Below are 26,687 nucleotides of genomic sequence, written 5' to 3'. Positions count from 1 at the left end.
AATACAGCTAAGCCACGGTGTGTTTCGGGGAAAACCCGATACACCAAGGCCCTGTCAGGCTTTGCAGTCTCAGAACACTAGTGATCGGGTATGTCTGCGCTATTTCCCATTACGCATTGAACACGGGAAGGGCAGTAAATGCGGCCAGAACACACGCAATTTTTCGGAATCCTTGCCGCATCGTCTTTCGCATAGGAAAACACCGGAAATCTGGGTATCTCCACGAAACGTAGGTATTCGTTACCGGCGATGGATGAATTCTGACAAACAAGGAAAAAGACATTCATGGGGCAGTTCCGGCAGGAAATCCACGGGTTGCGGGCGCTGGCAGTCATGCTGGTTGTCGTTTTTCATGTCTGGCCCGAGGTCTTGCCCGGCGGGTTTGTCGGTGTGGACGTTTTCTTTGTGATCTCAGGGTTTCTAATAACCGGCCAGCTGCTGCGCGAACATTCTGACACAGGTTCTGTTGATCTGGCACGGTTCTGGCAGCGGCGGATCAGGCGTCTTTTGCCCGCCGCGTCCCTTGTGCTTTGTGCATGTGTACTGCTGACTGTCAGCTTTTTGCCGAAAGCACTTTGGAAACAGACGGTTTCGGAAATTATTGCCAGCGCGTTTTATGTGCAGAACTGGTGGCTCGGATTTGAACAGGTCAGCTATTTCGCGGCGGAAAACCAGCCAACAATGGTTCAGCACTATTGGTCGCTTTCGATTGAAGAACAGTTTTACCTGCTGTGGCCGATCATTCTGATCGCTTCCTTTCGTATTTTTCGAAACGCCAATGGTGCAGCAGCGCAGACCCGGGTGTTTTTCTGGACGGCACTGGCAGTACTTGTCCTGTCGCTGGCCTATTCCGTTTCGGCCACGGCGAATTCGCCCGGGCTGGCATATTTCTCGACCGGGACCAGAGCGTGGGAGTTCGCATTGGGTGCATTGCTTCACGCGCTTCCCCGCGCCTCGAGCGCTGAAGGCAGGTACCGATCGGTCCCGTTTGTCACCACGTGGTTCGGAATTGGCTTGATCGTTGTCAGCGCCATATCTTTTTCGGGTTCAACTCCATTTCCTGGGGTGATCGCCCTGATCCCAGTTGCAGGTACTGTGCTGGTCATCTGGTCGGGCAGTCAGCCGGGTGCCTGGTCCTGGTCCTCCATCAGCAGTTTGGGTTTGATCCGCTTTCTGGGAAATACTTCGTATTCGGGGTATCTGTGGCATTGGCCGATCATCGTGGTATTCCCCTTTGTTTTTCATAGAAATTACGAACCGCTGGAGGGGGTGGCCATCGTTGCAACGACGTTCTTGCTGGCGTGGCTGACACTGATCTTCGTAGAAAACCCGCTGCGCCGGAAAAAGGCGGCACCGGGCAGGATGGTACTCGTGTTTGGATTAGCCGCGGTTGCGATGCTCGTCCCGACAGTTGGCGGCATTCTGGCCCAACAGTACGTTCGTCGTCAGTTGGAAGCCGTCCCGTTTCTGGACAGGCCGTACTCTGTCGTAAGCGACATTCAGCACGATCTTGGCGTTACACTTGAGAAACGGGCGTGGCCTCTGACGGATCAGCCCGCAGGCAAGGATGCATTGCCTTCGGAATGGGTCGTTGACGGGTGCCTGAATGTTCTATCCAAGGCAAAGCGTGAGACCTGCCAATATGGAAACGCGTCGTCTGACAGGAAACTGGCGCTGATCGGAGATTCCTGGGCCATACATCTGCTGCCCGCGATCCGCGAAGCCTATGGCGAAGACTGGAAAATACTTGTGCTCACTCTGGGCCAATGCCCGTTGGCGGATGTAAGCGTTCACACCTGGAGCGAGACAGCAGAATTCGAGAGGTGCGAAGAACACCGCGGGCGGGTTCTGGACATGCTCAGGACTGCCGAGCCTGAGCTTGTGATAGCGGCCGATTCCTCGATCAGCGCCTATCAACGGCTCATGTCCAAGAACGTGGATGAAGAAGGGCTTGCGGAAATGCGCGAGGGCACCGTGTCATTTTATTCAGAGCTCGTGAAAGTGGATTTTCCGCTGGTTGTTGTTGAATCGCCGCCACGGGCAAATTGCATGATTCAAAATCATGCGGTTCCCAACAAATGCGAACCGACGAAGGACACGCAGTTCGAAAGAAAGCTGGCGCTGATGAAAGTAGATGCGGCGGAAAATGCAGGTTTGCCGTTCCTAGATCTGACGTTCTGGGTTTGCTCAACCGAATTGGTTTGCCCGCAACAGATCGGAAACCACTTGGTAAAAGCGGATGGTGGTCATTTTTCGGAAAGCTTCTCGCGCAGACTGGGTCCCGTTCTTCAGCAGGCGATCGAAGTAAAATTGCAGTAATCAACGCGCCCCGGCTGAACACTGTGTGTTCTTCGGCGCCCATGAAACAGCCCGGTTGAGTGGTCAGGTCAACCGGGCGTTCCGATAACGTCAGCTTTTGTCAGCGCGGACGCCGTTGGCGATGTTTTGCATCTGATCCGCCGTCAGATACCCGCGCAGCATTTCCGTCTCGAGCACGAAAGTCGGCGTTCCCGAGATTTGCAGCCGTTGCGCCAAAGCACGGGTTTTCGAGATTTCTTCTGTCACCTTGTCGCTGTTCATGGCGGTCATGATCGCATCGGTGTCCAGCCCAAGACCGTCCGAGATGCGGCGCAGGGTGACCTCGCTGATATCGCCACCAAATTCCAGCAATGCGTCATGAACCTGCTTGTAGGCGTCATCACCTGCGACGTGTTTTGTCGCCACCGCAAAGCGCGAGGATGTGACTGACGCCTCTCCGAGGATCGGGAATTCTTTGATGACCAACCGGATGTTGCCGTCTTCTTTCAGCAGGTTGGCGACCTCGGGCACGGCGCGGCGGCAGTAGCCGCAGCGATAGTCCATGAATTCGACCAGAGTTATATCACCTTCGGGATTGCCGCCGACCCAGCTGAACCCGTCGTTGAACAATTCATCCGCGTTGCTGGCAACCAGTTCCTTGTCCGCCAATGCCTCAGAGGCGGCCTGACGCTCTTCGAGGATATTGATCGCCTCGATGATGACTTCGGGGTTTTCAAGCAGATACTCGCGCACCTGCGCGCCGAATTCGGCCTTTTCGGCATCGCTCATCGAATTCAGGTCCAGAGACAGCGCGGGGCCTGACAGCATGGAAAGGCCCAGAAGGGCGGGGGCGGCAAGTCTGATCATCATTTTCGTTTCTTCCTTTTCTGCGCGCGTTCCGATGCAATCAACACATCCTGAGCTCGTTGCCAACCCGGTGATCCTTCGGGCAACTGTCCTATGGCGCGCCTTGCGTGAATTCCGGCATCTATCAGGCGGCCTTGCAAGGCGAATCTTTCTGCCGTCACCGTCGATGCCATGCCGTTGTTTCCCAATTGTGAATAAGTAACCGCCAGATCCTGCATCAAGCGGCCGTTTCGATAGTCTCTTGCGCGAGCCTTTTCAAGTACTTGTATGGCGTCCTTGAACTGCCCGGTGCCCAACAGAGCCCGACCATACCCGGCCAGAATCAGCGCATTGTTCGGTGCCAGTTCCTGAGCTTTCCGATAGGCGGCGATGGCCTCGTTAACCCGGCGGTTTTCCAGCAGGATTTGCCCTTTCAACTCGTAATAATAAGGATCGTCAGGCCGGATGGCCAAGGCACCGTCGATTGCCGCCAGTGATTTTGACAGATTTCGGTTCTGATGATGCGCCGATGCCTCGCGCATCAGACGGATATCGTCTTCTGTCTCTTCTTGGGCGCGGCGCAGCGTCCATGACGGAGAGCGCGTGAATGCCGAAAGCTTGCCTTTGACCCGTGCAAACCAATAGTCGGCGTTCGGATTTGCGGGGGCTTTGTCGCCGAATTCGTCCAGAAAGGCCTCGGCTGCGCGCAATCGGTCCCGGCTCATGGGGTGTGATCTGAAATAGGGGTCCTGATTGGCGGAGGTCAGCAATTCCTGACCTGCAAACTTACGCTGAAGCTCGACCATACCTTTGGGTGAGATGTCAGCCCAACGCAGATAACTGGCCGCAGAACGGTCAGCGGCGGATTCTTCGGCGCGTGTGTGGCTTAGGAAACCCCGCAGCGCAGAGCTTGCGGTTCCTGCCGCGATACCACCTGCGGCTTCACCACCCCCAGCTGCAGCGGCGACCAGAGCAAGTGCCGTGCCCAAGGTTGCATAACGCTGCGCGGCCTGCAGGTTGGCAGAGCGTCGGGCCAGATGGCCATTGGCGATGTGCGCTGCTTCGTGGGCGATCACGGCCTGCAGCATATCGGCCCTTTCAACGCTTAGGATAAGGCCGGTATTCACGAAGATCGTGTTGTGATCGATCACGAACGCATTGAAACGCAGGTCGTTCACGACCAGAACGCGGACCCGGTTTGTATTCAGGCCAGCCGCGCGCAGAACCGGGAATGCCAGTTCTTGCAGACCGTGTTCGATATCCGGATCGCGAATAAGACCCTGCGCGCTTACCTGAATTGCACTCAAAAGCCATGCGGCGAGTGCCATAGCAAGGGCCGGGATTGACGCCAGCCGGGATAAGCGTTCAAAAGCCATGGCTGCAACATGGGAGAAGGGCATGAGAAACTCAAGCCGGTCCAGGGTCGATCCCTTTATCGTGATGGATGTGATGGAGGCCGCAAGAAAGGCCGAAGAAGCCGGCCGCCACATTATCCACATGGAAGTTGGCCAACCCGGAACCGGCGCGCCCAAAGGGGCGGTGCAGGCATTGGCGAAGGCCATGGAGGATTCTCCTTTGGGATACACCGTTTCGCTGGGCATTCCCGAGCTGCGGCAACGGATCGCAAAGCTTTACGGACAGTGGTACGATGTGGATCTTAACCCTGAACGCGTGATCGCCACGCCCGGGTCATCCGGTGGATTTCTGCTGGCGTTTACCGCGCTTTTTGACAGTGGCGACCGAGTGGGCATCGGCGCGCCCGGCTACCCGTCGTACCGCCAGATATTAAGCGCGTTGGGCTTGGTTCCGGTGGATATTCCGACGGCGCCGGAAAACCGGCTGCAACCTGTTCCGGCGGATTTGGCGGGGCTTGATCTTGCAGGTCTCATGGTGGCGTCGCCCGCAAATCCCACCGGCACGATGCTGGATCACGCGGCGATGGCGGCGCTGATCGAAGCGGCGCAGGGGCAGGGTGCTTCATTCATCAGTGACGAGATTTATCATGGGCTGGAATACGAGGCCAAGGCTGTTACCGCGCTGGAACTGACGGACGAATGTTATGTCATAAATTCGTTCTCCAAGTATTTCTCGATGACAGGTTGGCGCGTCGGATGGATGGTCGTACCCGAGGATCAGGTTCGCGTTGTCGAACGCATTGCGCAAAACATGTTCATCTGCGCCCCTCATGCCAGTCAGGTGGCGGCTCTGGCTGCAATGGAATGCGAGGACGAGTTGCAGGCCAATCTGGATGTCTATCGACAGAACCGTAAACTGATGTTGGAGGGGCTGCCGAAAGCCGGGTTTACCAACATCGCACCGCCGGATGGTGCTTTCTACGTTTACGCGGATGTCTCGGATCTGACTGATGACAGCCGCGCCTTTGCGGCGGAAATACTGGAAAAGGCGGGTGTCGCCGTGACACCGGGGCTGGATTTTGATCCTGTGCGGGGCAATACAACGTTGCGCTTTTCCTACGCCCGGTCCACCGTGGATATCGAAGAGGGGCTTGAGCGGTTGCGAACCTTCATGACGGCGCGCGGTGTGATCTCAGCAGAGTCGGTCGAAGTCTAAGGCGTTCACAAGGGCAGCTGTGTGCTGTAGGATCTACGACAAACGATCTCGGACCAAGCTGAGGCCATGAGCAGAATTCTTATTATCTTTGCGCTCTGGTGGGCGCTTGTTGGCGTGGCGTACGCGCAGAATTTTAGCGCGCTGGCCCGCGTCGAACCTGCTGATAGCCGGATTGCCGAGGCCGGTTCTTCGGGCGTGCTGATGCAACTGGGCCTCAGCCAGGGCGTGCCATACCGTGTGTTCACACTGGACGAGCCATACAGACTGGTTCTGGATTTTCAGGAAGTCGACTGGTCCGGTCTGAATCCAGAGGAATTTCTGCAGACGAACCGTATCGAAGGGGTGCGCTTCGGCACCTACGTGCCGGGCTGGTCGCGCATGGTGCTGGATCTGGGGAAACCGCTTGCAGTCGGGCAGGTCGAGTTGCGCGTCGATACCGTGACTGGCTCGGCGGCCCTGACGCTGGAGTTGCAAAAGACAGACGCCAACGAATTTGCGGCTGGCTCCGGTGCGCCCAACGATCCCAGATGGGACTTGCCGGAACCCGCTCAGGTCGGGGGGATTATCGGAGACCCTGCTGACCGCCCCCTGCGTGTGATGCTCGATCCGGGGCACGGCGGCATTGATCCGGGGGCCGAAGCGGGTGAAACCGATGAAAAGACGCTGATGCTGACATTTGCCCGCGAGTTGCGGGAAATACTGCTGCGCGCTGATGGGTTCGAGGTCGTGATGACCCGCGCGGATGATCAGTTTGTATCACTGGAACGCCGGATCGCGCTGGCGCACCGCGCCGGGGCGGACGTATTCATATCGCTTCATGCAGACGCCCTGTCCGAGGGGCTGGCGCATGGCGCGACGGTTTATACGCTGGACGAAGCTGCATCGGATATTGCCAGTTCCAAACTGGCCGAAAGGCATGACCGGGGCGATCTGATTTCAGGGGTCGATCTGAGTGGTGCGGACGATCAGGTTGCCGATATATTGCTGGACCTGGCGCGGCTGGAAACGCTGCCGCGGACCCGGTCTCTTGCACAGGCTTTGGCGGATGGGATGGGGCAGCAGGGCGGTCCGATGAACCGGCGGCCAATCCGAAAGGCGTCTTTCTCGGTGCTCAAGGCGGCGGACATCCCGTCGGTTCTTGTCGAGCTTGGGTTTCTATCCAGCCCCAGAGACGTGAAGAACATTAAGAATCCGGAATGGCGCGCGTCGATGGCTAAAGGAATACATCTGGGGCTGGAAAAATGGCGTCAGGAGGATCTGGCCAAGAGATCATTGATTGGCCAGTGACCCTGCGGCGCAAAATGGCTAAAAAGCGCCTTCGTGTTTTGACCCTTGGGCGGGGCGGCACTATATAGGCGGCACCGCGGAAAAAAGGCAGCAACGTGATCCGGTTCATTCTTTCGTTCTTCGGGGCAATTTTCAGCCTCGTGACATTGGGTATTTTTATGGCCGCCCTGACCATCGGGGCGGTGTTCTGGATGTATGGGCGCGACCTTCCCAGCCATGAATCGCTGGCGCAGTACAAGCCGCCGACGATCAGCCGAATTTATTCGGGCGAAGGCAATCTGATTGACGAATTTGCGCAGGAACGCCGCCTTTTCACCCCGTCCGAGGAAATTCCGGATCTGGTGAAGCAGGCCTTTATTTCAGCCGAGGACAAGAATTTCTATTCCCATCAAGGCTATGACATTCGCGGGATTGTCGCAGCCGGTGTCGAAGCTGTGAAAACCAAGGGCGAAACCGTTCGCGGCGCGTCGACCATCACACAGCAGGTCATGAAGAACTTTCTGCTGTCCGGCGACCGTCGGGCCGAGCGCAAAATCAAGGAAATCATCCTTGCGACCCGGCTTGAGGACACGCTGGACAAGGAGCAGATCCTCGAACTCTACATGAACGAGATTTTTCTGGGTCAGAACTCCTATGGGGTGACGGCCGCGGCGCAGACCTATTTCAACAAGACACTACAGGAACTGGCGCCGCATGAGGCCGCCATGTTGGCCGCGATGCCCAAGGCGCCGTCGGATTACCATCCGGTAAGACAGAAAGAGCGGCTGCTGGCCCGTCGAAACTATGTCCTGCGCGAGATGCGCGAAAATGGCTATATCGATCAAGTGACCTATGAGGTCGAGGTTGATATGCCGCTGCGGTCCGTTCAGAACGGCGACTTCGAAAGCTTCCGCACCGCTTTGCCACCGCGTGACTATTTCACTGATGAAATCCGGCGGCAGTTGAGTGAGGATTTTGGTGAAGGTGAATTCTTTACCGGCGGATTTAGCGTACGCGCCTCGATTGATGAGGAAATGCAGGTGGAAGCCGCGCGTGCATTGCGGGAAGCATTGCAGAAATACGACCGCTCTCGCGGCAGATGGCGCGGTACGGGCGAGGTGATCCCCGAAGAGAAACTGGCCGATGAAACGCAGTGGCGCGAGGCGCTGGCGATCATGGAAATCCCGCGTGATGTGGTGCTGCCGACGCGCTGGTATCCCGCAGTAGTACTGAACGTTGCCGAACAATCCCTGACCGTAGGGATCGAAGATGGCCCTGCTGATGGTGTCATCCCGCGTTCGGACATCAAATGGATGCAGGGTGATTTCGGTGCCAACTTCAAACGTGGCGACGTTATTTTGGTGGTTGCCGGGGAAGAGGGCCAATGGTCGGCCCGTCAGGTACCAGAGGTGCAGGGCGGCTTTGTGGCGATGGACGTGAACTCGGGCCGCGTTTTGTCGATGCAGGGCGGGTTCTCGTATCAGGACACGGTCTTTAACCGCGCGACGCAGGCACAACGGCAGCCGGGCTCCAGTTTCAAACCGTTTGTCTATGCGGCGGCTTTGGACAGCGGGTATAGCCCGGCAACCATCGTGGTGGATGCACCGATCGAGGTGAACACCCCACAGGGACTGTGGCGGCCCAAGAACGCATCGAACAAGTTCTACGGCCCAACGCCTCTGCGTACCGGGATCGAACGCTCGCGGAACTTGATGACGGTTCGACTGGCGCAGGAGGTCACGATGCCTGTGGTTGCAGGTTACGCCGAAAAGTTCGGCGTCTATGACCATATGGGCGCCTATCTGGCCAACGCGCTTGGGGCCGAGGAAACCACGCTTTACAAGATGGTTGCCGCCTATGCGATGTTCGCCAACGGCGGTGAGCGGGTCGAACCGACGCTGGTAGACCGTATTCAGGACCGGTTCGGCAAGACGATCTATCGCCATGACGACCGCGAATGTGTGGACTGTAACTCGGACCAGATCAGGCCCAATGCCTCGCCGCGTATTGTGGATGACCGCGAGCAGGTGATGGACGCGATCACCGCCTATCAGCTGACGTCTATGATGAAAGGCGTGGTGGATCGGGGCACGGCGGCAAGTGTTGTGAACCTGCCTGTTCCGACGGCTGGCAAGACCGGTACGACCAACGACGCCAAGGACGTCTGGTTCATCGGGTTTACGTCCAATATCGTTGCCGGTTGTTATATCGGATATGACCGTCCCCGTCCGATGGGGCGTGGAGCCTATGGCGGTTCGATGTGCGGACCCGTATTCCAGAGCTTCATGGAAAAGGCAGTCGAGAAATATGGCGGTGGACCGTTCGAGGTGCCGGCGGGTGGTCATTTCATCAAGATCGACCGCATCACCGGCGCCCGGCTGCCGGAAGACGCCAGCGGTGAATATGTTGTGGCCGAATATTTCCGCGATGGCGTGGATGCCATTTTCGACCGTGTTTACGATGGCGGTTTTGCCATCGGGTCGGAACTGCCGCTGTTCGAAGAGGCGCAGCGCGCCGGACGGCAGGTCAAGACCTCGACAGGCAAGGTCATCATTATCGGACCGAAGGCAAATCAGGGTGATTTGACCACGGGCGGCGTTTATTGACGAGCTGCCGCGCGTGTCATGTACAAAAGGCTGATCGCGGAACTGCGTGCGTCTAATGACGAAAGACTGAAAGCGCGTATTCGCTTGCCACTCATCTTGTGGCGGGTCGCGCCTCTTGCTATCACGCAGGCCTGATTGAGCAAGTTGGGACGAAACCATGCGCGCCGAAACCCAGAACATCGTGGCGGAAATACAAAAGTCTCTGGAGCTGCTGGCGCAGCGCATGGACTATGAGACCGCGCCGCACCGGTTGGAGGAATTCAACGCGCGTGTCGAAGACCCGAACCTGTGGGACAATCCCGAGAACGCACAGAAACTTATGCGCGATCGCCAGTTGCTGGTCGATGCCATCGAGACCTATGAGTCCATCAAGACCGATCTCAACGATAATATCGAGTTGATCGAACTGGGCGAGATGGAAGAGGACGAAGAAGTCGTTCAGGACGCCGAGGAGTCGATCAAAAAGCTGCAGGGAAAAGCCGCCAAGAAAGAGCTTGAGGCGCTGCTGGATGGCGAGGCCGACGGAAACGACACCTTCCTTGAAATCAACTCGGGCGCGGGCGGCACTGAAAGCTGCGATTGGGCCTCAATGCTGGCGCGGATGTATGTCCGCTGGGCCGAGAAAAAGGGCTATACGGTCGAATTGCAATCCGAAACGGCCGGTGAAGAGGCAGGCATCAAATCCGCCGCCTACAAGATTTCCGGGCATAACGCCTATGGCTGGCTGAAATCCGAAAGCGGCGTGCATCGTCTGGTGCGGATTTCACCGTTTGATGCGGCGGCCAAACGGCATACTTCGTTCAGTTCGGTCTGGGTGTATCCCGTCGTTGACGACAACATCGAGATCGAGGTGAATCCGTCGGAAATCCGTGTCGATACGTATCGGTCCTCGGGGGCGGGCGGTCAGCACGTGAACACCACCGACTCGGCGGTACGGATTACCCACATCCCGACCGGGATCGTTGTGACAAGCTCGGAAAAGTCGCAGCACCAGAACCGCGATATCGCCATGAAAGCGCTGAAATCGCGCCTGTATCAACAAGAGCTGGACCGCCGCAACGCCGAGATCAACGCGGCGCACGAGGCCAAGGGTGATGCGGGGTGGGGGAACCAAATCCGGTCCTATGTTCTGCAGCCGTATCAGATGGTCAAGGACCTGCGCACCAACTTTGAAACTTCGGATACCAAAGGTGTGCTGGACGGCGATCTGGACGGATTCATGGCTGCCACGCTGGCCTTGGATGTCGCGGGCAAAAGCCGCTCCGAGGCCCAGTCCGAGGGCTAAGGCCGGGTTGGCGGCGCTTTTGAAATGCAAGTTCTCAGGGGCCACTGGCAGCTCATTCTGATCACGGTGCTTGTGTTTGCCTTTTGGGACACGCCCGTCGTGTTGCCGCTGAAGATCCTGGTCGTCTTTATGCACGAGCTGTCACACGGGCTTGCCGCCATCCTGACGGGTGGTGCGGTCGAGGATATTTCGCTGTCGGTCCAGCAGGGTGGCCACGCGATCACACGCGGTGGCAACGCGTTTTTCATTCTGACTGCCGGGTATCTCGGGTCGTTGCTTTTGGGAATGGGACTGTTGATCGTCGCGCTGCGAACGCGTGCTGACCGCGCCGTGCTCGGCCTGTTCGGAGGTGTCATGCTGCTGGTGACGCTTCTGTATATTCGTGATCCGTTCCCGATGCTCTTTTGCGCGGCTATGGGCGTATCGATGCTGGCCATGGCGCGTTATCTGGACAGGCGGGTCTGCGACATGGTTCTGCGGGTGATCGGCCTGACCAGCATAATCTACGTTCCATATGATATTTTCGACGATACCATCCGTCGCCCGGGCATCCGGTCGGACGCAAGTATGCTGGCGGACCAGTTCGGTGGAACCACGATGCTGTGGGGTGGTTTGTGGCTGGTGCTGAGTTTCATTGTGATTTTGTTTTGCATGAAACGCTGGCTGGGGCGGGATAGCAATCTGCGCTTCAGCGTCAAGGTAAGATGAGCTGGGCGCTTTGCCTTTGGCAAGCTGGAAAACATACATCAAAACAGTGGGTTTAAATGGCTTGGATGCACCGCTAGGCTGACCGCACGCAGCCCCGGGAACCTATGCCTATGGATTTGAACACAACTTCCGCCGCTGACCTTCTGGCCGACCTGTCAAACCAGCGTCTGTCAGCGACAAGCCTTATGCGCCAGACGCTTGATCGCATCGCGGCGGTCAATGGCGGGGTCAATGCCATCGTCGCGCTGCGGGACGAGGGGGAATTGATGGATGAAGCAGCAGCGCTGGATTCGGGTCCGAACAGAGGCGCGCTGCATGGATTGCCGATTGCGGTGAAGGAACTGGTCAACGTTGCGGGGATTGCAACAACGCAAGGGTCTCCGATCTTTCGCGACCACGTTCCGAAATCGGACGATCTGATCACCGGAAGACTTCGTGCTGCCGGTGCAATTCTGATCGGCAAGACGAATGTTCCCGAATTTGGTCTTGGGTCTCACACCTTCAATCCGGTTTATGGCACAACGGTCAATCCATACGACTCCACCCGGTCATGCGGGGGATCATCGGGCGGGGCGGCGGTTGCGCTGGCAACGGGTATGGTGGCGCTTGCGGACGGTTCCGACGCGATGGGCAGCCTGCGCAATCCGGCGGCGTGGAACAACGTCTACGGCTTTCGACCGACCTGGGGACGTGTCCCCTCCGAACCCGTCGGCGATACGTTCCTGCACCAGCTTTTGACTCTGGGTCCGATGGCGCGCAGCCCTGCCGATCTGGGCATTCTTCTGGATGTCATGTCCGGCCCGGACCCGCGGCAACCGCATACGTTCTGCAGCACGCCAGTGTCGCCCTTGGCCACCCGCGACGTCAAAGGGTTGCGACTGGGCTGGTTGGGTGACTGGGACGGAGCCTTTCCGATGGAAGACGGCGTTCTGGAGACCTGCGAAGCCGCCCTGAAAGTGTTCGAAGACCTGGGTTGCACGGTCGAGGCTGCGGCGCCACCATTCGAGGCCGAACAGATATGGGATAGCTGGATCACCCTGCGTTCATGGAGCGTTGCGAGTGGTCTGGAGGCTTTGGCCGAGAGGCGCGCCCATCTGAAAGACAGTGCGCAGTGGGAACTGGATCGCGGGCTGGAAATGAGCGCCATGGATGTCCAGCGCGCCAGTGTCATACGTTCCGCCTGGTTCAGGCGGGCCGCGTCCTTGTTCGAGGAATACGATGCACTGATCCTGCCGGCCGCGCAGGTCTGGCCCTTTGATGCAAAGCTGCCTTATCCGACCGAGATCGCAGGCAAAGCGATGGATACCTATCACAGGTGGATGCAGGTGGTGACACCAGTCAGCCTTTTAGGGCTGCCCTGTGTTGCGGCACCAGCGGGGTTTGGCGATGCGGGCCTGCCAATGGGTGTGCAGATTTTCGGCAAAAGGGGAGCGGACGCTGATCTGTTGTCGTTGGCGGCAGCATATCATGCCGCAACAGAATGGCCGCAGCAAAGACCGGCGATCTGAGAACGGGGGAGGAAAGAGTGACGATGGAAAAACCATTTGGCGTTCCCAAGCTGAAGCCGGTCGATTTCGACATGCTGCGCGAGGCGTTGGGCAAGGGGTGGCGTGATTTCAAGCGGGCGCCCTTGTTCGGGTTGCTGTTTGCCGGGTTCTACGTTTTGGCGGGTTGGGCAATGGCCTGGATCACCATCCGCACCGGAACAACCTATTGGCTGGTCCTTGCTGCCATCGGATTTCCATTGATCGGACCATTCGCCGCCGTAGGCCTGTACGAAGTGTCACACAGGCTTGAGCAGGGCGAGCCGCTTGATTTCGGAGCCGTTTTTGGCGTCGTTGTTCAGCAAAGCCGCAGACAGTTGCCATCTATCTGCGCCATAATCGTGGTGATGTTCTTGTTCTGGTTCTTTCTGGGACACATGATATTTGCCCTGTTCATGGGGCTGTCCACCATGACAAACGTGTCCTCGTCGCTAGAGGTTTTTCAAACCCTCAATGGCCTTACTATGCTGGCTGTCGGATCGGTGGTGGGGGCGGTTTTTGCCACGCTGCTTTACATGCTTACCGTTCTGTCGATCCCGATGCTGCTGGACCGGGAACTTGATTTCGTAACCGCCATGATCTCAAGCTACGCCTATGTAAGCACCAATGCCAAAGTCATGCTTGTCTGGGGCGTGTTCATCGCCATTTTGACGTTTCTGGCCATGGCGCCATGGTTTCTGGGGTTGTTCCTTGTTCTGCCCTTGCTGGGCCATGCCAGCTGGCATCTGTACCGCCAGATTACCGATGTGGACGACGATTAAGACCAACAACAATCAGGGCACACCGTATGCGCTCGTTGTTGTGCTTACGAAGGAACCTCACGGCCCATTGCAATCAGGCGCTGGTGAAGGTGTTCAACCTCGGGCGCGCCAGATTCGAGCGCGTAGATATAGGCGTGTGTCAGGTAAAAACCCCGCGCAGCATCATCGGAAGCCGCGTTTGCGGCTTCCTCGTAAAGCCTGACCAAGGCTGCCTTATCGGCGGCCTCATGCGCACGTAGCAACCGCGCGTCCAGATCGCTCATTCAGCCGCCTGTGGCGTTCGATGGCTCTGCAGTTTCCCGGCAATCCAATCATGAAACAGGTGTGTCGGTCCGTCCATCACCGGCGAGAACCGGCCGCCATCAAAGCCTGGAGCGGCGCGCCCTCGCTGCATGCCCTCGACCACAAAAACGTCTTCTTCAAAGACCAGCTTCCACTGTGCCGCGTTCTGCTGGCGCAGTTCCTCGTCGGTGTCGGCGGTCGCGTAGAACAGGTGAATATGTTCGGATGTTCGATCCTGTGCCTCGGGAACAAGTATGATCGCAAACGCATGATCGCGATGGACGCCCAGCAAGACATTTGGGAACACCGAGATATATTCGGCAGCAGTGTCCCAATGGTCGCTCAGATTTTCGAAGTCGGGGAACACATTGCCATCTTCTGATTTCAATTGTCGGTAGACCAGCGTTCCCTGACCAGAATACAGGCCCCGCTCTTCAATGTGGTAATGATCTTCCAGCCGGGAATAGCTGTTCAGACCAGGATGGACCCAGGGCAGGTGATAGCTTTCGCAGTAGTTCTCCACCGCCAGTTTCCAGTTGCAGTTCACGTCTAACCGAAAGGCGCTTTCAGGACCACCGTGATACAGTGGCTTGTCAAACTCGGCCCAACGCTTGATCAGATGCTCGTTCTCCTGCTCAAATTCCGGTGCAGTGCCCGAGATGTTGACCCATACGACCTCGCGCCAGATATGGCTGCGCACCTCGATCAGTCCAAGTTCCGAGCGCTTGATTCCCTCATGTGAGTTCTGCCCCGGTCCGCCCACATGCGGTGTCGCGACCAGTTTGCCTTCGGTTGAATAACACCAGCTGTGATATGGACAACGGATTGCACCTTCGATCTTGCGCGGTTCCTCGACCAGTATCATGCCTCGGTGGCGACAGATGTTCTGGAATACCCGCACCTGACCCTGACGATCTCGAAGCAACAACAGGGGAATGCCAAGAAATTCAATGGGTTTAGCATCGCCCGGTTCGGGCACATCCGCTGTCACCGCCAATCCGGCCCAGCCATCTTTCAGCAATACCTGACATTCCTCGGAATGAACGGCTGCGTCGGTATAGTGTTCATTCGGTAGCCCATGAGCGTTCTCGATTGGCTGCCGGACATCTGACAAACTGGTGGTGCTATCGGACAATGCTCTCTCCTCCATTCGAAGGATGCTAGCCACATCTGACAACCCGGCGCTTGGATTTCCGCGACTTCGACATTTCTCACAGCGACAAAATTGTTTGGGGCGTTCGGTTTGTCTGGTGATGGCTGGCCACCCCGGTCATGGGTGGATACGCACGCCAATTGCCGAGTATTTTCCGAAACCAAAATAGATGGCGCCACAAATTAGGGTTCACCGGCTAAGCACTATCAGTGCCGCTGAGGCGCCGGGAAACCGCGGTGGCCCGGCGCCGCAAAGCGGCAGCCAGGCGTGTAATGTCTGGCTATTCGCCGCGCAACAGTGCCGCCACGCCAGTGCGTGCGATTTCCACCAATCCAAGGGGGCGCATCAAGTCGGCGAATGCATCAATCTTGTCCGGTGCACCGGTGATTTCAAAGATGAAGGAGTTCAACGTGCTGTCCACAACGTTAGCACGGAAGATATCGGCCAGACGCAGCGCCTCGACCCGTTTGTCTCCTGCGCCGACAACCTTGATAATGGCCAGTTCGCGTTCGACCGAAGGGCCTTCGACGGTCAGGTCATGCACGTCATGGACGGTTACAATTCGACCCAACTGGGCCTTGATCTGTTCGATAACCTGCGGTGTGCCTTTGGTAACAATAGTGATGCGGCTGAGGTGGCCGGTATGGTCAACCTCGGCCACGGTCAGGCTTTCGATGTTGTAACCGCGGCCGGAAAACAGGCCAATTACACGCGCCAGAACACCCGGTTCGTTTTCTACCAGAACGGCAATCGTATGTTGTTCCTGCACATCGGAAAACGTTGGACGTAGGTTATAGGCGGAATGGCGGGTGGAGCCTTTTTTGATATGTAGGGCAGACATTTATGTCCCTTTCATCATCCTGAGAGTGTCGGGCGCACCGGGCGCCCGACAAAATTCGTCGAATTTTGTTAAACCAGAACCGCGCCGCCGGACTGAATCACGCCCTGCGTTTCGGCTTCGCCCAGCAGCATCTCGTTGTGGGCTTTGCCTGACGGGATCATCGGGAAGCAGTTTTCATGCTTTTCAACCAGACAGTCGAAAATGACCGGACCGTCATAGTTGATCATTTCCATGATGGCGTCGTCTAGATCGGCCGGATCGCTGATGCAGATACCCTTGGCGCCAAACGCTTCGGCGAGTTTAACGAAATCCGGCAAGGCTTCGGACCATGAATGCGAATAGCGCTCGCCATGCAGCAGTTCCTGCCACTGGCGCACCATGCCAAGGCGTTCGTTGTTCAGAATGAATTGCTTCACGGGCAGGCGGTACTGAACGGCGGTGCCCATTTCCTGCATGTTCATCAACCACGAAGCTTCACCAGCGACGTTGATCACCAGCGCATCCGGATGTGCCATCTGCACACCAATCGAGGCCGGAAAGCCGTAGCCCATGGTGCCCAATCCGCCCGATGTCATCCAGCGGTTCGGATCCTCGAAACCCAGAAACTGCGCCGCCCACATCTGATGCTGCCCAACCTCGGTCGTGACATAGCGGTCATGACCTTTGGTCAGCTCTTCCAGCCGCTGCAACGCATATTGCGGTTTGATGGACTTTTCGCTGTTGGTGTAGGCAAGGCAGTTCACCTTGCGCCAGTCCGCGATTTGCGCCTGCCATTCCTTGACGCTGGCCGCGTCGGTCTTGCGTCCGCGCGATTTCCAGACCTTCAGAATGTCCTCAAGCACATGTGCAACGTCGCCGACAATCGGGATATCCACACGGATCACCTTGTTGAGCGAGGACGGATCGATGTCGATATGCGCCTTCTTCGAGTTGGGTGAAAAGGCGTCGATCCGGCCGGTGATCCGGTCGTCGAAGCGGGCGCCGACGTTGATCAGCAAATCGCAGTCGTGCATCGCCATATTGGCCTCATACAGGCCATGCATTCCCAGCATACCAAGCCAGTTTTCGCCCGATGCCGGATATGCCCCAAGCCCCATCAGGGTTGATGTGACCGGAAAACCGGTTGAGTCTACCAGCTCACGCAGAAGCTGGCTGGCGGCCTTACCGGAATTGATCACGCCACCACCAGTGTAGAAAACGGGCTTCTTTGCCGTTTCCATGGCCGCGACAAGTTCGGTGATCTCTTCCAGGTCACCTTTGACGACTGGCTGGTAGTGCGAAACCGACGGCTTCGGAGAGGAGTATTCGCCGGTCGCGAATTGTACATCCTTGGGAATGTCGATCAGAACCGGGCCGGGTCGACCCGCGGTCGCCACGTGGAAGGCCTCGTGCAGCGTCTCGGCCAGAGAGTCGGTGTCCTTAACCAGCCAGTTGTGCTTGGTGCAGGGGCGGGTAATGCCAACGGTGTCCGCCTCCTGAAAGGCGTCGGACCCGATCATGAATGTCGGAACCTGACCGGTCAGAACCACGATCGGGATCGAATCCATCAACGCGTCGGTCAATCCGGTCACCGCATTCGTCGCGCCGGGGCCGGATGTCACAAGCGCCACACCGGGTTTGCCTGTTGAGCGGGCATAACCCTCGGCCGCGTGTACCGCACCCTGTTCGTGGCGTACCAGAATGTGACGGATGTCGTTTTGCAGAAAGATTTCATCATAGATCGGCAGCACGGCGCCACCGGGGTACCCGAATACCGTGTCCACGCCCTGATCCTTGAGGGCCTGAACCACCATCTTTGCGCCGGTCATCTCACGTGTCATCTGCTTTGCTCCGTTCGCGACATGTGTCTTGCATTCAGCATAAAAAAAGCCCCCGATTTTTCGGAGGCGCATGGGTTCGATTATGGTTCACCGTCACCGGCCCATGCGCGAGGTTCCTACGATTACGACTAGCGTGTTCATCGCCAGAGGCTCCTTTTTGCTGGAGGGGACATTATGAGCGGGGGCAGGGGGCGTCAACCGTCAATCGTGTAAATTTCCTGTCCGGAGTGATGGATTTTGCGACATTTTATTGCGCAGATTGCCGCATGCTGGGAATATCCGGGAAGTGACCCCTCGTAAATTTGATCCGGGATAGCCGCGATGGTTCAAAACCGTCAGCGCAATGTCCGAAATTGGCCTGAAGTTACCGCTCACACAGTCCACGCTGATCCGAGATTGGTTGAATATGGAGTGCGGATTATGATGCAGGACCTTATTGATTTGGGGCGTTATCCAATCGACAGGCCAGGTTCGCCGGCCTATGACAGGCTGATCGCTGACCTGAGACGCGAACTAGAAGATGATGGTTGTGCCGTATTGCCCGGTTTCGTGCATGAAACAGGTGTCGCGCAGCTGGTCAAAGAAGCCGACGCTGTCGCGTCCAAGGCGCACCGCTCCTTCAACCGGACCAACGCATATTTCAGCAAAGATAATCCGACACTTGCGCCATCCCATCCGGTGCGCCAGTTCTTTGACCGTTCAAATGCCTTTGTTCCCGCAGACAATTTCCCGAAGTCCAGTCCGTTGCGGCGAATCTATGAATACGAAGGCTTCATGCCATTCATCCGCACCGCGCTGGATGAACCCGAAGACCGGTTCTTTCGATATGATGACCCGTTGGCGGATGTCATTATCAATGTCGTGGAAGAGGGGCAGGGGTTTCCCTGGCATTTTGATACCAACAACTTCACCGTGACACTGGCTATCCAAAACGGAGAGGAGGGGGGAGAGTTCGAATATGCCTCAAACCTGCGCAGTTCCGAGGACGAGAATTTTCCTGGGGTGACCTCGATCCTGCAGGGAAGCATGGCAAAGGTGCGCCAGTTGACCCTGAATCCCGGCGATCTGCAGATTTTCAAGGGCCGCTACGCACTGCACCGGGTCAAGCCGGTTTCCGGTGCCCAAAAGCGCTATGTTGGTATTTTCTCGTTTGTTGAGACCGAAGGCATGTGTGGCGGGGTCGAGAGAACCAAGCAGCTTTATGGTCGCGTGCTGCCACGTCATTATGAGCGTGAAGGGTTGCGGGGTGATCAACTGTTGGATTGAGCCGCATCAGCCCGTCACTGACCGTTGCTGTGAAGTGCCGGCGAAGGTCTCGCTGTTGAACGCTAAACGAATGGGCGGATCAGAACCCAACGCCGGTTCCCTGAAGCATTCCGTGTTCCATCGCATAGCGGGTCAGACCGGCCGTCGAAGAGATGCCTAGCTTCCGCTTGATGTTCTTGCGGTGGGTTTCGACGGTACGCACCGAGATATCGAGCGCATTCGCCACTTCCTTGTTTGATTTGCCCTGTGCCAGTTGCAGCAGGATCGTCTGTTCGCGGCCCGTCAATGCCTCGCGTGTGCTGTCGCCTTTGGGTTCAAGTGATCCGCTGGCCCCCGTGCACAGGTACCGCTCGCCCTGCATCACCGCATCGATGGCCTGTTTGATTTCCTCGGTTGGAACGTCCTTGAGCACATAACCTTTGGCGCCATGGCTGAGCGCGGTCGAGATATATTCGGGACTGTCGTGCATTGACAAAATCAGGATGCGCGTGTCGGGCAGACGTTCAAGGATGATCTCTGTCGCGCTAAGGCCGCCAAGGCCGGGCATGTTCAGATCCATCAGAATGACGTCCGGGCGCAGCGCCTCGACCTGATCCACCGCTTCCTGACCGGTGCCAAGGGTTCCGACGACCCGGATGTCATCATAGCTTTCCAGTATCGACTGAATACCCTCGGCCACCATCGGGTGGTCATCAACGATAAGGACACGAACCGTATCGGACATCATGAACCGGCCTTTCCTTTGGGTGTGGCATCTTCCTGCGGCGGCAGAAGGCGGCTTAGCGGCAGGCTGGCCTCGATTACCGTACCACTTTGCGCGCCGCGTGATGACAGAATGCGCAGCGATCCGTCAAGCTGTTCGATCCTTTCCTGCATGTTGCGCAGACCGATCCCCGGAGTGATTTCTCCCAGCCTTCGGCGTAACCCGCGGCCGTTATCGGTGATCCGCATGGTTGCACCCCTTTTGTGGCCGCGAAGATCGATCGTGACACGGGTGGCGCCAGAGTGGCGCTCGATATTCGTCAGCGCCTCTTGTGCGATGCGGTAGAGTGCGATCTTGGCGTCTTGATCCAGCCGGTTGCGGAATACGACGGTAGTGAATTCGGTTTCGATCCCGGTGCGTTCGCGAAAATCGTCGGTCAGCGCCTTCAACGCAGGACCCAGTCCCAGATCGTCCAGAACGCCGGGGCGCAGATCGCGGCTGATGCGGCGCACCTCGGTGATGGCCGAGCCCAGATTGTCGATCCCCTTGTCCAGAGGGTCACGCGCACCACCATCATCCCCGCGCTGCAGCCTGCGGCGGGCATTGTCCAGCGCATAGCGTACGCCAACCAGAATCTGGCTGATGCCGTCATGCAGTTCACGGGCAACGCGGCCCCGCTCTTCTTCCTGCGCATCAAATACGCGCTGGGTCAGTTCCTTGAGTTTGGCGTCGGCCAGCCGGCGCTCGCGGAAATTCAATAGCATTCCCGAAACGAACACGATTAGCAGCGCGGCCAGAACGATGCCGCCGATATAAAGGAACGTACGCCGCACCCGCGCCTCGACCTCGGCGCGGGCATTGGCCACGGTGGCCACGATGTCGTCGATGAAAACGCCCGTCCCGACCGCCCATCGCCAATCCTGCAAACCCACCACATAGGCAATCATCATCGCCTCATCCCCGGTCGAGGGCTTTTGCCACATGAAGCTATGCCAGCCTGCGCCTTGCCGTGCCAGACGAAGAAACTCATCCACGACCGGGGTGCCGTTGCTGTCGGTCAATCCTTCCCAGTTGCGGTTGATGAATTCGGTCTGGCGGGGGCTGACAAGGTTGGTGCCGTCATAGTCGTAGACAAAAAAGAACCCATCCTTGCCATAGATCATCGCCGAAAGGATTTGCGTGACAAGGTTCTTGGCGATCTCATCATCTGGCGCGGCGCGCCCATAAATATAGGCAAATCCGTTGCGGGCCTGGGTTACGTAGTTTCGTAACTCTTCTTTCTTGGCTTCGATCAGTCTGCGCTCCAGCGCCTTGATTTCGCGGTCAGCAGTGGCGCGGGCTTCGTAGGTCACCATTACAGCGATGGCAGCCACAGCGGCCACCAGCGGAATAGCAGCCACAAGCGACAGCTTCTGGGCGTATGTGAGTGAAATCATATCGCGGAGTGGACGCATGTCCGAATCGTTACGCAAGCCGGGACGAAATTGCAAAAGGAATAGATCACGGCGACCATTCCACGTGAGTGTCGCATCGTAAGTCCGGGAAAAATGGACGTGGTTCATTCGTTTCTGTCAAAAAACCGATCCGTCTACGCAGTACTTGGTATTCACATTCACGACTCCGTCATTAGGCTGGCGCGCACTGGAAACGACTGACCCGGAGCACATCCGGGCAATAGAATTGTGTAGGGGAGGATCACTCACATGGATCGTCGTTCATTTTTGAAAACATCCGCAATCGGCGGCTCGGCTGCTGCGGCGACCTCGCTGGCCGCTCCGGCGTATGCGCAGGGTAAGCGCACGCTGACCATGGTTACGTCCTGGGGTCGTGGTCTGGCCGGGGTGTTCGACAGCGCACAGCGTTGCGCCGACAGCATCACCACCATGTCGGACGGCAACCTGACCGTTGATATCAAGGCCGCAGGCGAACTGGTTGGCGCGTTCGAAGTGTTTGACGCGGTGTCGTCGGGCCAGGCGGATATGTATCACGCGGCCGACTACTACTTTGTTGGTCAGCACCCGGGCTATGCCTTCTTCACTGCTGTTCCGTTCGGCATGACCGCGCAGGAAATGGTCAACTGGTACTATCATGCCGGCGGTGCCGAACTGCATGACGAACTGGGTCAGATCTTTGGCCTGAAGTCGTTCCTGGCCGGTAACACCGGTGCGCAGGCTGGCGGCTGGTACTCGAAAGAGATCAATGGACCCGAAGACTTCAACGGTCTGAAGTTCCGTATGCCGGGTCTGGGCGGCAAGGCGCTGGGCAAACTGGGCGCGTCGGTTCAGAACATTCCGGGTTCGGAAGTGTATCAGGCGCTGTCGTCCGGCGCGATCGACGGAACAGAGTGGATCGGTCCGTGGGCCGACGAAAAGGCTGGCTTCCAGGAAATCACCAAGACCTACTACACCGCTGGCTTCCACGAGCCGGGTGCGGGTCTGTCGCTGGCGACCAACCGAGAAGTATTCGAAAGCCTGACACCTGCTCAGCAGAAGATCATCGAGATCGCGGCTGGCGAATGCCACCAGTGGAACCTGGCACAGTTCCTTGCCAACAACGGTGCAGCCCTGCAGCGTCTGCAGGCGGGCGGCGTCAAGGTTCTGGAATTCCCGGACAGCGTCTGGGATGCGTTCGGCAAGGCCAGCCAGGAAGTTCTGGACGAGAACATGGGCGACGAGCTGTTCAAGAAGATCAACGACAGCGCCATGGAATCGATGGCCGCGTCGTCTGCTTGGCTGAACATGTCGTCGGGTGTTTACACCGGACAGCGCGACCGCGTTCGCGGCTGATCGCCGATCTTGTAGCACTTTGGTTCCCCCGCAACCGCGGGGGAGCTTTTCCTGTTGCACATGCACGGATTGGAAAAGTCCGCTAACATAAGCATAGCAACTGACGAACCGGGGACAAAATGCAGGACGATAACGGTATCTCCTTCTTCGGCGCCCTATGGAACGGACTGATCTGGTTCGTTCAGAACATCGCCGAGGCCTTCTATAATTTCGGATACGCCATCACGCATCCGCAGCTCTGGCTGAACTGGTCGGACAAAGAGGCGATCATGCGCTTTGTCTACTATGGCGGATCGGTCGAGTTCTTCTTTGTGGTCTTCACCCTGTTTCTGGTTCTGACGGCCATCGGCCTTTACTATCGGAATTTCATGTGGGGCATGGTCCGCGGGCTGGAAGGATTTGCCAACACCACCGGCCGCTTTTTCGCATGGGCGGGCCTGTTGATGGTGATCCAGCAAATCGTCATCGTTTTCATGCAGCGCGTTTTTGCGCGGCCCGATATGGCATTTGGTCTGGGTATTCCGTTCCAAATGGACATCAGCTGGTATGCCGAAGAACTGAAGCTGTACAATGCCATGGTCGTTTGCCTGTGCGTCACCTACACCTTTGTTCAGGGCGGCCATGTTCGCGTCGACCTGATCTATGCGGGGCTCAGCCACCGGGGCAAACGGGTGGTCGACATGCTGGGGTCGGTGTTCTTCATGATGCCCATGGCTGTGCTGACATGGATGTATGGTTGGTACTTCATGTGGCGGCACCTGATTGTGCCGAAACCATCCGCAAGCGATACCCTGGACCGGCTGGTTATGAAGTCCCGCGCATTGCGCTGGAACGTCGAAACCATCGGGTTCAGCCCCAACGGCTTTAACGGCTACTTCCTATTCAAGATCCTGCTGGTGGCCTTCGCCGGTATGGTGTTCCTGCACGCGATTGCGTTCCTGTACCGGTCGTATCTGGAATATGTGGAAGGGCCCGAAAGTGCCGGTAAATACCTCGACAAGGACAGCCTTGGCGAGGGCGAAGAAGCCTATGAAGGCGCACATTAAGGACGGAGACCAAGACAATGCTATTCGGACTTGATGGCGTCGAAATCGGCCTCATTATCGTATTTTTCTGCCTTTTCGGCGGTATCCTATCCGGGTTCCCGGTGGCTTTCGCCATCGGCGGTGCCGGGATCATCTCGTTCGGGATTATCGCTGCACTGGATAGCGCCGGGCTGCTTATACATCAGGCGATTGACACGAGTTCTCAGGCCTATCGGGACGTTGTGAATTCGGGCGTCAAACCAGATGTCATATCCGTGTTCCGATACCCGGATTTGCCCAGGATAGCGGAACCGGTATTCGTGTCGGGATGGGAAACCGCGCTGGACCGCAACGTATCGTTCATCGTGAACCGTATGAACGAACGGGTGCTGGCGGGGCAATCCATCGAGACGCTTTTGGCGGTTCTGATGTTTGTTCTGATGGGCATCACGTTGGAACGGTCCAAGATCGCCAATGATCTGCTGACGACAATGGCGCGGGTATTTGGCCCGCTGCCGGGTGGTCTGGCTGTTTCAATCGTGGTCGTGGGAGCGTTCCTCGCGGCATCGACTGGGATCGTGGGTGCGACGGTTGTCACGATGGGTCTGTTGGCCTTGCCGACGATGTTGCGCAACAACTACTCACCGGAACTGGCGACCGGAGTCATTGCTGCGTCAGGTACGCTGGGGCAGATCATTCCTCCGTCCATCGTTATCGTTCTGCTGGGAACGCTTGCGGGCGATCTGTATTCGACGGCGCAGGAAACCCGCGCGGTCGAGGCCGGGTGTTCGGATGCGCTGACCTATCTGGGTGAGCCTGCGGTTGTGTCCGTGGGTACACTGTTTCAGGCAGCGCTGTTGCCGGGGATCATGCTGGCGCTGCTTTATGCGCTTTACGCATTTGGCTATGCGATGCTGAACCCGGATAAGGCCCCGGCTGTTGCCATGTCCGGCGGCAGTGGTGAGCCAATCACCCGCGCCGAGGGACTGACATGGTTGCTGGCTGCGCCCGTGGGTCTGATCGTTGGCGCAGTTCTGATGGGCAGTGTCGGTCTGATCGGCAGTCAGGACGTCTCGGTTTCGGGGTTCTCGGACATTTCCGAAGGGGCATCCCTGCGCACGAATGTATCCGCTGAATGTCAGGCGTCCATGATCGAACTGCACGGTCAGACGGCCTGGGATCAGGCGGTAGCCGAGCAGGAACAGATCGACGCGGCGGGTGGAGTTTCGCAATCGCAAAGACTTAGCGAGGAAGAAATCACGGCAGCCCGTGAGGCAAAGATTGCCGGAGCCGCACCGATTGGCACAGGCGTTGCAGTCTTTGTCGTGCTGCTGGGTCTGACGCTGGTTCTTGGCCGTGGCATCGCCCCCTCGCGTTCGCCGCAACCGCTTATCTTGGGCGGTATTGGATTGTTGCTGATCCTGCTGGCCGACATTCTGCTGTTGACACCGCTGACATCCTCGGGTGCTACGTTCGTTATCCTGGCATTGCCGGCCCTGCTGGCGCTTTATGGCTGCAGGGAAGCCGCAGCCCGTTGTGCAACGAATGATCTGATCCGTGTCGTCTTTCCGCCACTGGTACTGATCATTGCCGTTCTGGGGTCGATCCTGGGCGGTATCACCAATCCGACGCCTGCAGCGGCGCTTGGGGCAGGTGGGGCCATCATGCTGGCAGCGTATCGCAAGCTTCAGGATCAGGGGCGCTCGGGCAAGGTCATCATCTGGTCTACGTTCGCTATCATCATCTGCTTGCTGATCGGGGTGAACTTTGACCTGCGGATCAATCAGGGCGGCGTCACGGTCGAAACGTGGATCGCGTTCGTACTGGCCTATGCCACATATCTGTACGCTTTGTTCGGGCTGATCTTCGGGTGCTGGGTGCTGTTTGCAAGCGGTGTTCTGACACCGGTCGTACGTGAAACCGCCAAGGTCACGTCGATGGTCTTTACCATTCTGATCGGGTCGCAGCTATTGAACCTGGTGGTGATCTCGTTCGGAGGCGAGCATTACATCCAGCAATTCCTGAAAAGCTTTGACAACGAGTTCACGGTCTTCCTGATCGTGATGCTGGTGCTTTTTGTCCTTGGCTTCGTGCTGGATTTCCTCGAGATCATCTACATCGTGATCCCCATCGTGGGCCCGGTGATCTATGGCGGGTCGTTCGATCCGAAATGGGTGACGATCATGGTTGCGGTGAACCTGCAGACCTCGTTCCTGACACCACCGTTCGGGTTTGCGCTGTTCTATCTGCGCGGTGTGGCACCCAAAGAGGTCACGACCGGGCATATCTATCGCGGGATCATTCCTTTCGTGATCATTCAGGTGGTCGGGATCGCGATCCTGTGGTTGTTCCCGACAATCGTGACGATCGTTCCCGAGTTGATTCCGAACTGATTTGGGATCGCTAATATCAAATTGAAAAGGGGGCCGGATGGCCCCCTTTGCTTATTCCGTTTGGGCGTGAAAGGGCGCTGCCTCTTATTGACCTGATGGCCAATTCATCCCTGGGATATTTTGAGTCCGAGGAAGGGTTTCAGGTAAACTGGATCAAATCCCAGCGGTTACCGAAAGGGTCGCGCCAGACTGCGACTGTGCCATAGGGCTCGTGGCGCGGTTCTTCTTCGAACTGAACACCCTTGGCCAGCATCGCAGAATGATCGCGGGCGAAATCGTCGGTGGACAGGAAAAACCCTACGCGCCCTCCGGTTTGATTGCCGATGGCTGCCTGCTGATCCGAGCCGTCAGCCAGTGCCAGGATCAACGAGCCATTGCTTGACCCCGGCGGTGTCACGCGGACCCAGCGTTTACCGCCGCCAAGGTCCAGATCCTGATCCAGTGAGAAATTCAGTGTCCCGACATAGAACGAGATCGCGTCGTCATAGTCCGGCACCACCAGAGTGACGGCGTGAAGGCTTTGCTGCATATGG

21 protein-coding genes are annotated in these 26,687 nt (G+C 57.5%); 12 read left to right on the top strand and 9 right to left on the bottom strand.

Annotated elements, in window-relative coordinates; all coding sequences use genetic code 11:
- Nucleotides 1-285: 285 nt before the first annotated feature.
- Entirely contained in the window at nt 286-2,319 is a 2,034-nt protein-coding gene (locus ACR0NA_RS01485) for an acyltransferase family protein (protein WP_480725493.1), read from the top strand.
- 90 nt (nt 2,320-2,409) lie between these two features.
- Here ACR0NA_RS01485 and ACR0NA_RS01480 read toward each other — a convergent pair whose 3' ends face one another.
- Together ACR0NA_RS01480 and ACR0NA_RS01475 are read right to left on the bottom strand one after the other, a co-directional pair.
- Nucleotides 2,410-3,168, bottom strand: a complete 759-nt coding sequence (locus ACR0NA_RS01480) for a DsbA family protein (protein WP_480725491.1) — start codon at nt 3,166-3,168, stop codon at nt 2,410-2,412.
- Nucleotides 3,165-4,544, bottom strand: a complete 1,380-nt coding sequence (locus tag ACR0NA_RS01475; protein WP_480725489.1) for a M48 family metalloprotease — start codon at nt 4,542-4,544, stop codon at nt 3,165-3,167. The genes ACR0NA_RS01480 and ACR0NA_RS01475 overlap by 4 nt, the downstream gene beginning before the upstream one ends.
- Between ACR0NA_RS01475 and ACR0NA_RS01470 the strand changes: the two genes are divergently transcribed.
- From ACR0NA_RS01470 to ACR0NA_RS01440, 7 genes are all read left to right on the top strand, one after another.
- Entirely contained in the window at nt 4,543-5,715 is a 1,173-nt protein-coding gene (locus ACR0NA_RS01470) for a pyridoxal phosphate-dependent aminotransferase (protein WP_480725487.1), read from the top strand. The two genes, ACR0NA_RS01475 and ACR0NA_RS01470, sit on opposite strands and share 2 nt — an antisense overlap.
- A gap of 66 nt (nt 5,716-5,781) precedes the next feature.
- Entirely contained in the window at nt 5,782-7,002 is a 1,221-nt protein-coding gene (locus ACR0NA_RS01465) for an N-acetylmuramoyl-L-alanine amidase (RefSeq protein ID WP_480725484.1), read from the top strand.
- Nucleotides 7,003-7,097: 95 nt separating this feature from the next.
- Complete coding sequence (locus ACR0NA_RS01460; protein ID WP_480725482.1) at nt 7,098-9,587, top strand: penicillin-binding protein 1A; 2,490 nt, start codon at nt 7,098-7,100, stop codon at nt 9,585-9,587.
- 157 nt (nt 9,588-9,744) lie between these two features.
- The gene (prfB, locus tag ACR0NA_RS01455; protein WP_480725480.1) at nt 9,745-10,872 is read left to right on the top strand and encodes a peptide chain release factor 2; all 1,128 of its coding nucleotides are present in this window, start codon (nt 9,745-9,747) and stop codon (nt 10,870-10,872) included.
- A 24-nt stretch (nt 10,873-10,896) separates the two neighbouring features.
- A complete protein-coding gene (locus tag ACR0NA_RS01450; protein ID WP_480725478.1) occupies nt 10,897-11,580 on the top strand; it encodes a M50 family metallopeptidase in 684 nt (227 codons plus the stop codon).
- 110 nt (nt 11,581-11,690) lie between these two features.
- The gene (locus ACR0NA_RS01445) at nt 11,691-13,088 is read left to right on the top strand and encodes an amidase (protein WP_480725476.1); all 1,398 of its coding nucleotides are present in this window, start codon (nt 11,691-11,693) and stop codon (nt 13,086-13,088) included.
- A gap of 23 nt (nt 13,089-13,111) precedes the next feature.
- A complete protein-coding gene (locus ACR0NA_RS01440) occupies nt 13,112-13,885 on the top strand; it encodes a DUF2189 domain-containing protein (protein WP_170652021.1) in 774 nt (257 codons plus the stop codon).
- 44 nt (nt 13,886-13,929) lie between these two features.
- Here the strand turns inward: ACR0NA_RS01440 and ACR0NA_RS01435 are convergent, their stop codons facing one another.
- From ACR0NA_RS01435 to ACR0NA_RS01420, 4 genes are all read right to left on the bottom strand, one after another.
- Complete coding sequence (locus ACR0NA_RS01435; RefSeq protein ID WP_480725472.1) at nt 13,930-14,148, bottom strand: hypothetical protein; 219 nt, start codon at nt 14,146-14,148, stop codon at nt 13,930-13,932.
- A complete protein-coding gene (locus tag ACR0NA_RS01430; RefSeq protein WP_480725469.1) occupies nt 14,145-15,302 on the bottom strand; it encodes an aromatic ring-hydroxylating oxygenase subunit alpha in 1,158 nt (385 codons plus the stop codon). The genes ACR0NA_RS01435 and ACR0NA_RS01430 overlap by 4 nt, the downstream gene beginning before the upstream one ends.
- A gap of 298 nt (nt 15,303-15,600) precedes the next feature.
- Nucleotides 15,601-16,161: an acetolactate synthase small subunit gene (ilvN, locus tag ACR0NA_RS01425; protein ID WP_170652027.1), complete on the bottom strand. Its 561-nt coding sequence runs from the start codon at nt 16,159-16,161 to the stop codon at nt 15,601-15,603.
- A gap of 68 nt (nt 16,162-16,229) precedes the next feature.
- Nucleotides 16,230-17,981, bottom strand: a complete 1,752-nt coding sequence (locus tag ACR0NA_RS01420) for an acetolactate synthase 3 large subunit (protein ID WP_480725467.1) — start codon at nt 17,979-17,981, stop codon at nt 16,230-16,232.
- A 420-nt stretch (nt 17,982-18,401) separates the two neighbouring features.
- On the opposite strand from ACR0NA_RS01420, the gene ACR0NA_RS01415 reads away from it, so the two are divergent.
- Nucleotides 18,402-19,247, top strand: a complete 846-nt coding sequence (locus tag ACR0NA_RS01415) for a HalD/BesD family halogenase (protein WP_480725464.1) — start codon at nt 18,402-18,404, stop codon at nt 19,245-19,247.
- A gap of 79 nt (nt 19,248-19,326) precedes the next feature.
- Here ACR0NA_RS01415 and ACR0NA_RS01410 read toward each other — a convergent pair whose 3' ends face one another.
- The gene (locus tag ACR0NA_RS01410) at nt 19,327-19,971 is read right to left on the bottom strand and encodes a response regulator transcription factor (protein ID WP_170652033.1); all 645 of its coding nucleotides are present in this window, start codon (nt 19,969-19,971) and stop codon (nt 19,327-19,329) included.
- The gene (locus ACR0NA_RS01405; RefSeq protein ID WP_480725462.1) at nt 19,971-21,386 is read right to left on the bottom strand and encodes a cache domain-containing protein; all 1,416 of its coding nucleotides are present in this window, start codon (nt 21,384-21,386) and stop codon (nt 19,971-19,973) included. The genes ACR0NA_RS01410 and ACR0NA_RS01405 overlap by 1 nt, the downstream gene beginning before the upstream one ends.
- A 267-nt stretch (nt 21,387-21,653) precedes the next feature.
- Between ACR0NA_RS01405 and ACR0NA_RS01400 the strand changes: the two genes are divergently transcribed.
- The 3 genes from ACR0NA_RS01400 (at nt 21,654) to ACR0NA_RS01390 (ending at nt 26,154) form a co-directional block, all read left to right on the top strand.
- Nucleotides 21,654-22,736 (top strand): TRAP transporter substrate-binding protein, encoded by a 1,083-nt coding sequence (locus ACR0NA_RS01400; RefSeq protein WP_170652037.1) that lies wholly within the window; start codon nt 21,654-21,656, stop codon nt 22,734-22,736.
- Nucleotides 22,737-22,855: 119 nt separating this feature from the next.
- Nucleotides 22,856-23,782, top strand: coding sequence for a TRAP transporter small permease subunit (locus ACR0NA_RS01395; RefSeq protein WP_170652039.1), 927 nt, complete (start codon nt 22,856-22,858; stop codon nt 23,780-23,782).
- A gap of 17 nt (nt 23,783-23,799) precedes the next feature.
- On the top strand, nt 23,800-26,154 hold the full coding sequence (locus ACR0NA_RS01390) for a TRAP transporter large permease (protein ID WP_480725457.1): 2,355 nt from the start codon (nt 23,800-23,802) through the stop codon (nt 26,152-26,154).
- Between the two features lie 139 nt (nt 26,155-26,293).
- On the opposite strand, the gene ACR0NA_RS01385 is transcribed toward ACR0NA_RS01390, so the two are convergent.
- A complete protein-coding gene (locus ACR0NA_RS01385; protein WP_480725454.1) occupies nt 26,294-26,683 on the bottom strand; it encodes a VOC family protein in 390 nt (129 codons plus the stop codon).
- Between the last annotated feature and the right edge of the window lie 4 nt (nt 26,684-26,687).

This window comes from Ruegeria sp. C11, assembly GCF_056537725.1.
This window is presented reverse-complemented; position numbering and strand designations above follow the sequence as displayed.

What these genes read in the sequence shown, in the direction of transcription:
- prfB (WP_480725480.1), top strand. Translation starts at nt 9,745, where the DNA reads ATGCGCGCCGAAACCCAGAACATCGTGGCGGAAATACAAAAGTCTCTG.
- ACR0NA_RS01415 (WP_480725464.1), top strand. Translation starts at nt 18,402, where the DNA reads ATGATGCAGGACCTTATTGATTTGGGGCGTTATCCAATCGACAGGCCA.
- ACR0NA_RS01450 (WP_480725478.1), top strand. Translation starts at nt 10,897, where the DNA reads ATGCAAGTTCTCAGGGGCCACTGGCAGCTCATTCTGATCACGGTGCTT.
- ACR0NA_RS01440 (WP_170652021.1), top strand. Translation starts at nt 13,112, where the DNA reads ATGGAAAAACCATTTGGCGTTCCCAAGCTGAAGCCGGTCGATTTCGAC.
- ACR0NA_RS01385 (WP_480725454.1), bottom strand. Translation starts at nt 26,683, where the DNA reads ATGCAGCAAAGCCTTCACGCCGTCACTCTGGTGGTGCCGGACTATGAC.
- ACR0NA_RS01395 (WP_170652039.1), top strand. Translation starts at nt 22,856, where the DNA reads ATGCAGGACGATAACGGTATCTCCTTCTTCGGCGCCCTATGGAACGGA.
- ACR0NA_RS01475 (WP_480725489.1), bottom strand. Translation starts at nt 4,544, where the DNA reads ATGCCCTTCTCCCATGTTGCAGCCATGGCTTTTGAACGCTTATCCCGG.
- ACR0NA_RS01400 (WP_170652037.1), top strand. Translation starts at nt 21,654, where the DNA reads ATGGATCGTCGTTCATTTTTGAAAACATCCGCAATCGGCGGCTCGGCT.
- ACR0NA_RS01390 (WP_480725457.1), top strand. Translation starts at nt 23,800, where the DNA reads ATGCTATTCGGACTTGATGGCGTCGAAATCGGCCTCATTATCGTATTT.
- ACR0NA_RS01445 (WP_480725476.1), top strand. Translation starts at nt 11,691, where the DNA reads ATGGATTTGAACACAACTTCCGCCGCTGACCTTCTGGCCGACCTGTCA.
- ACR0NA_RS01470 (WP_480725487.1), top strand. Translation starts at nt 4,543, where the DNA reads ATGAGAAACTCAAGCCGGTCCAGGGTCGATCCCTTTATCGTGATGGAT.
- ilvN (WP_170652027.1), bottom strand. Translation starts at nt 16,161, where the DNA reads ATGTCTGCCCTACATATCAAAAAAGGCTCCACCCGCCATTCCGCCTAT.
- ACR0NA_RS01485 (WP_480725493.1), top strand. Translation starts at nt 286, where the DNA reads ATGGGGCAGTTCCGGCAGGAAATCCACGGGTTGCGGGCGCTGGCAGTC.
- ACR0NA_RS01435 (WP_480725472.1), bottom strand. Translation starts at nt 14,148, where the DNA reads ATGAGCGATCTGGACGCGCGGTTGCTACGTGCGCATGAGGCCGCCGAT.
- ACR0NA_RS01420 (WP_480725467.1), bottom strand. Translation starts at nt 17,981, where the DNA reads ATGACACGTGAGATGACCGGCGCAAAGATGGTGGTTCAGGCCCTCAAG.
- ACR0NA_RS01405 (WP_480725462.1), bottom strand. Translation starts at nt 21,386, where the DNA reads ATGATTTCACTCACATACGCCCAGAAGCTGTCGCTTGTGGCTGCTATT.
- ACR0NA_RS01465 (WP_480725484.1), top strand. Translation starts at nt 5,782, where the DNA reads ATGAGCAGAATTCTTATTATCTTTGCGCTCTGGTGGGCGCTTGTTGGC.
- ACR0NA_RS01410 (WP_170652033.1), bottom strand. Translation starts at nt 19,971, where the DNA reads ATGTCCGATACGGTTCGTGTCCTTATCGTTGATGACCACCCGATGGTG.
- ACR0NA_RS01480 (WP_480725491.1), bottom strand. Translation starts at nt 3,168, where the DNA reads ATGATGATCAGACTTGCCGCCCCCGCCCTTCTGGGCCTTTCCATGCTG.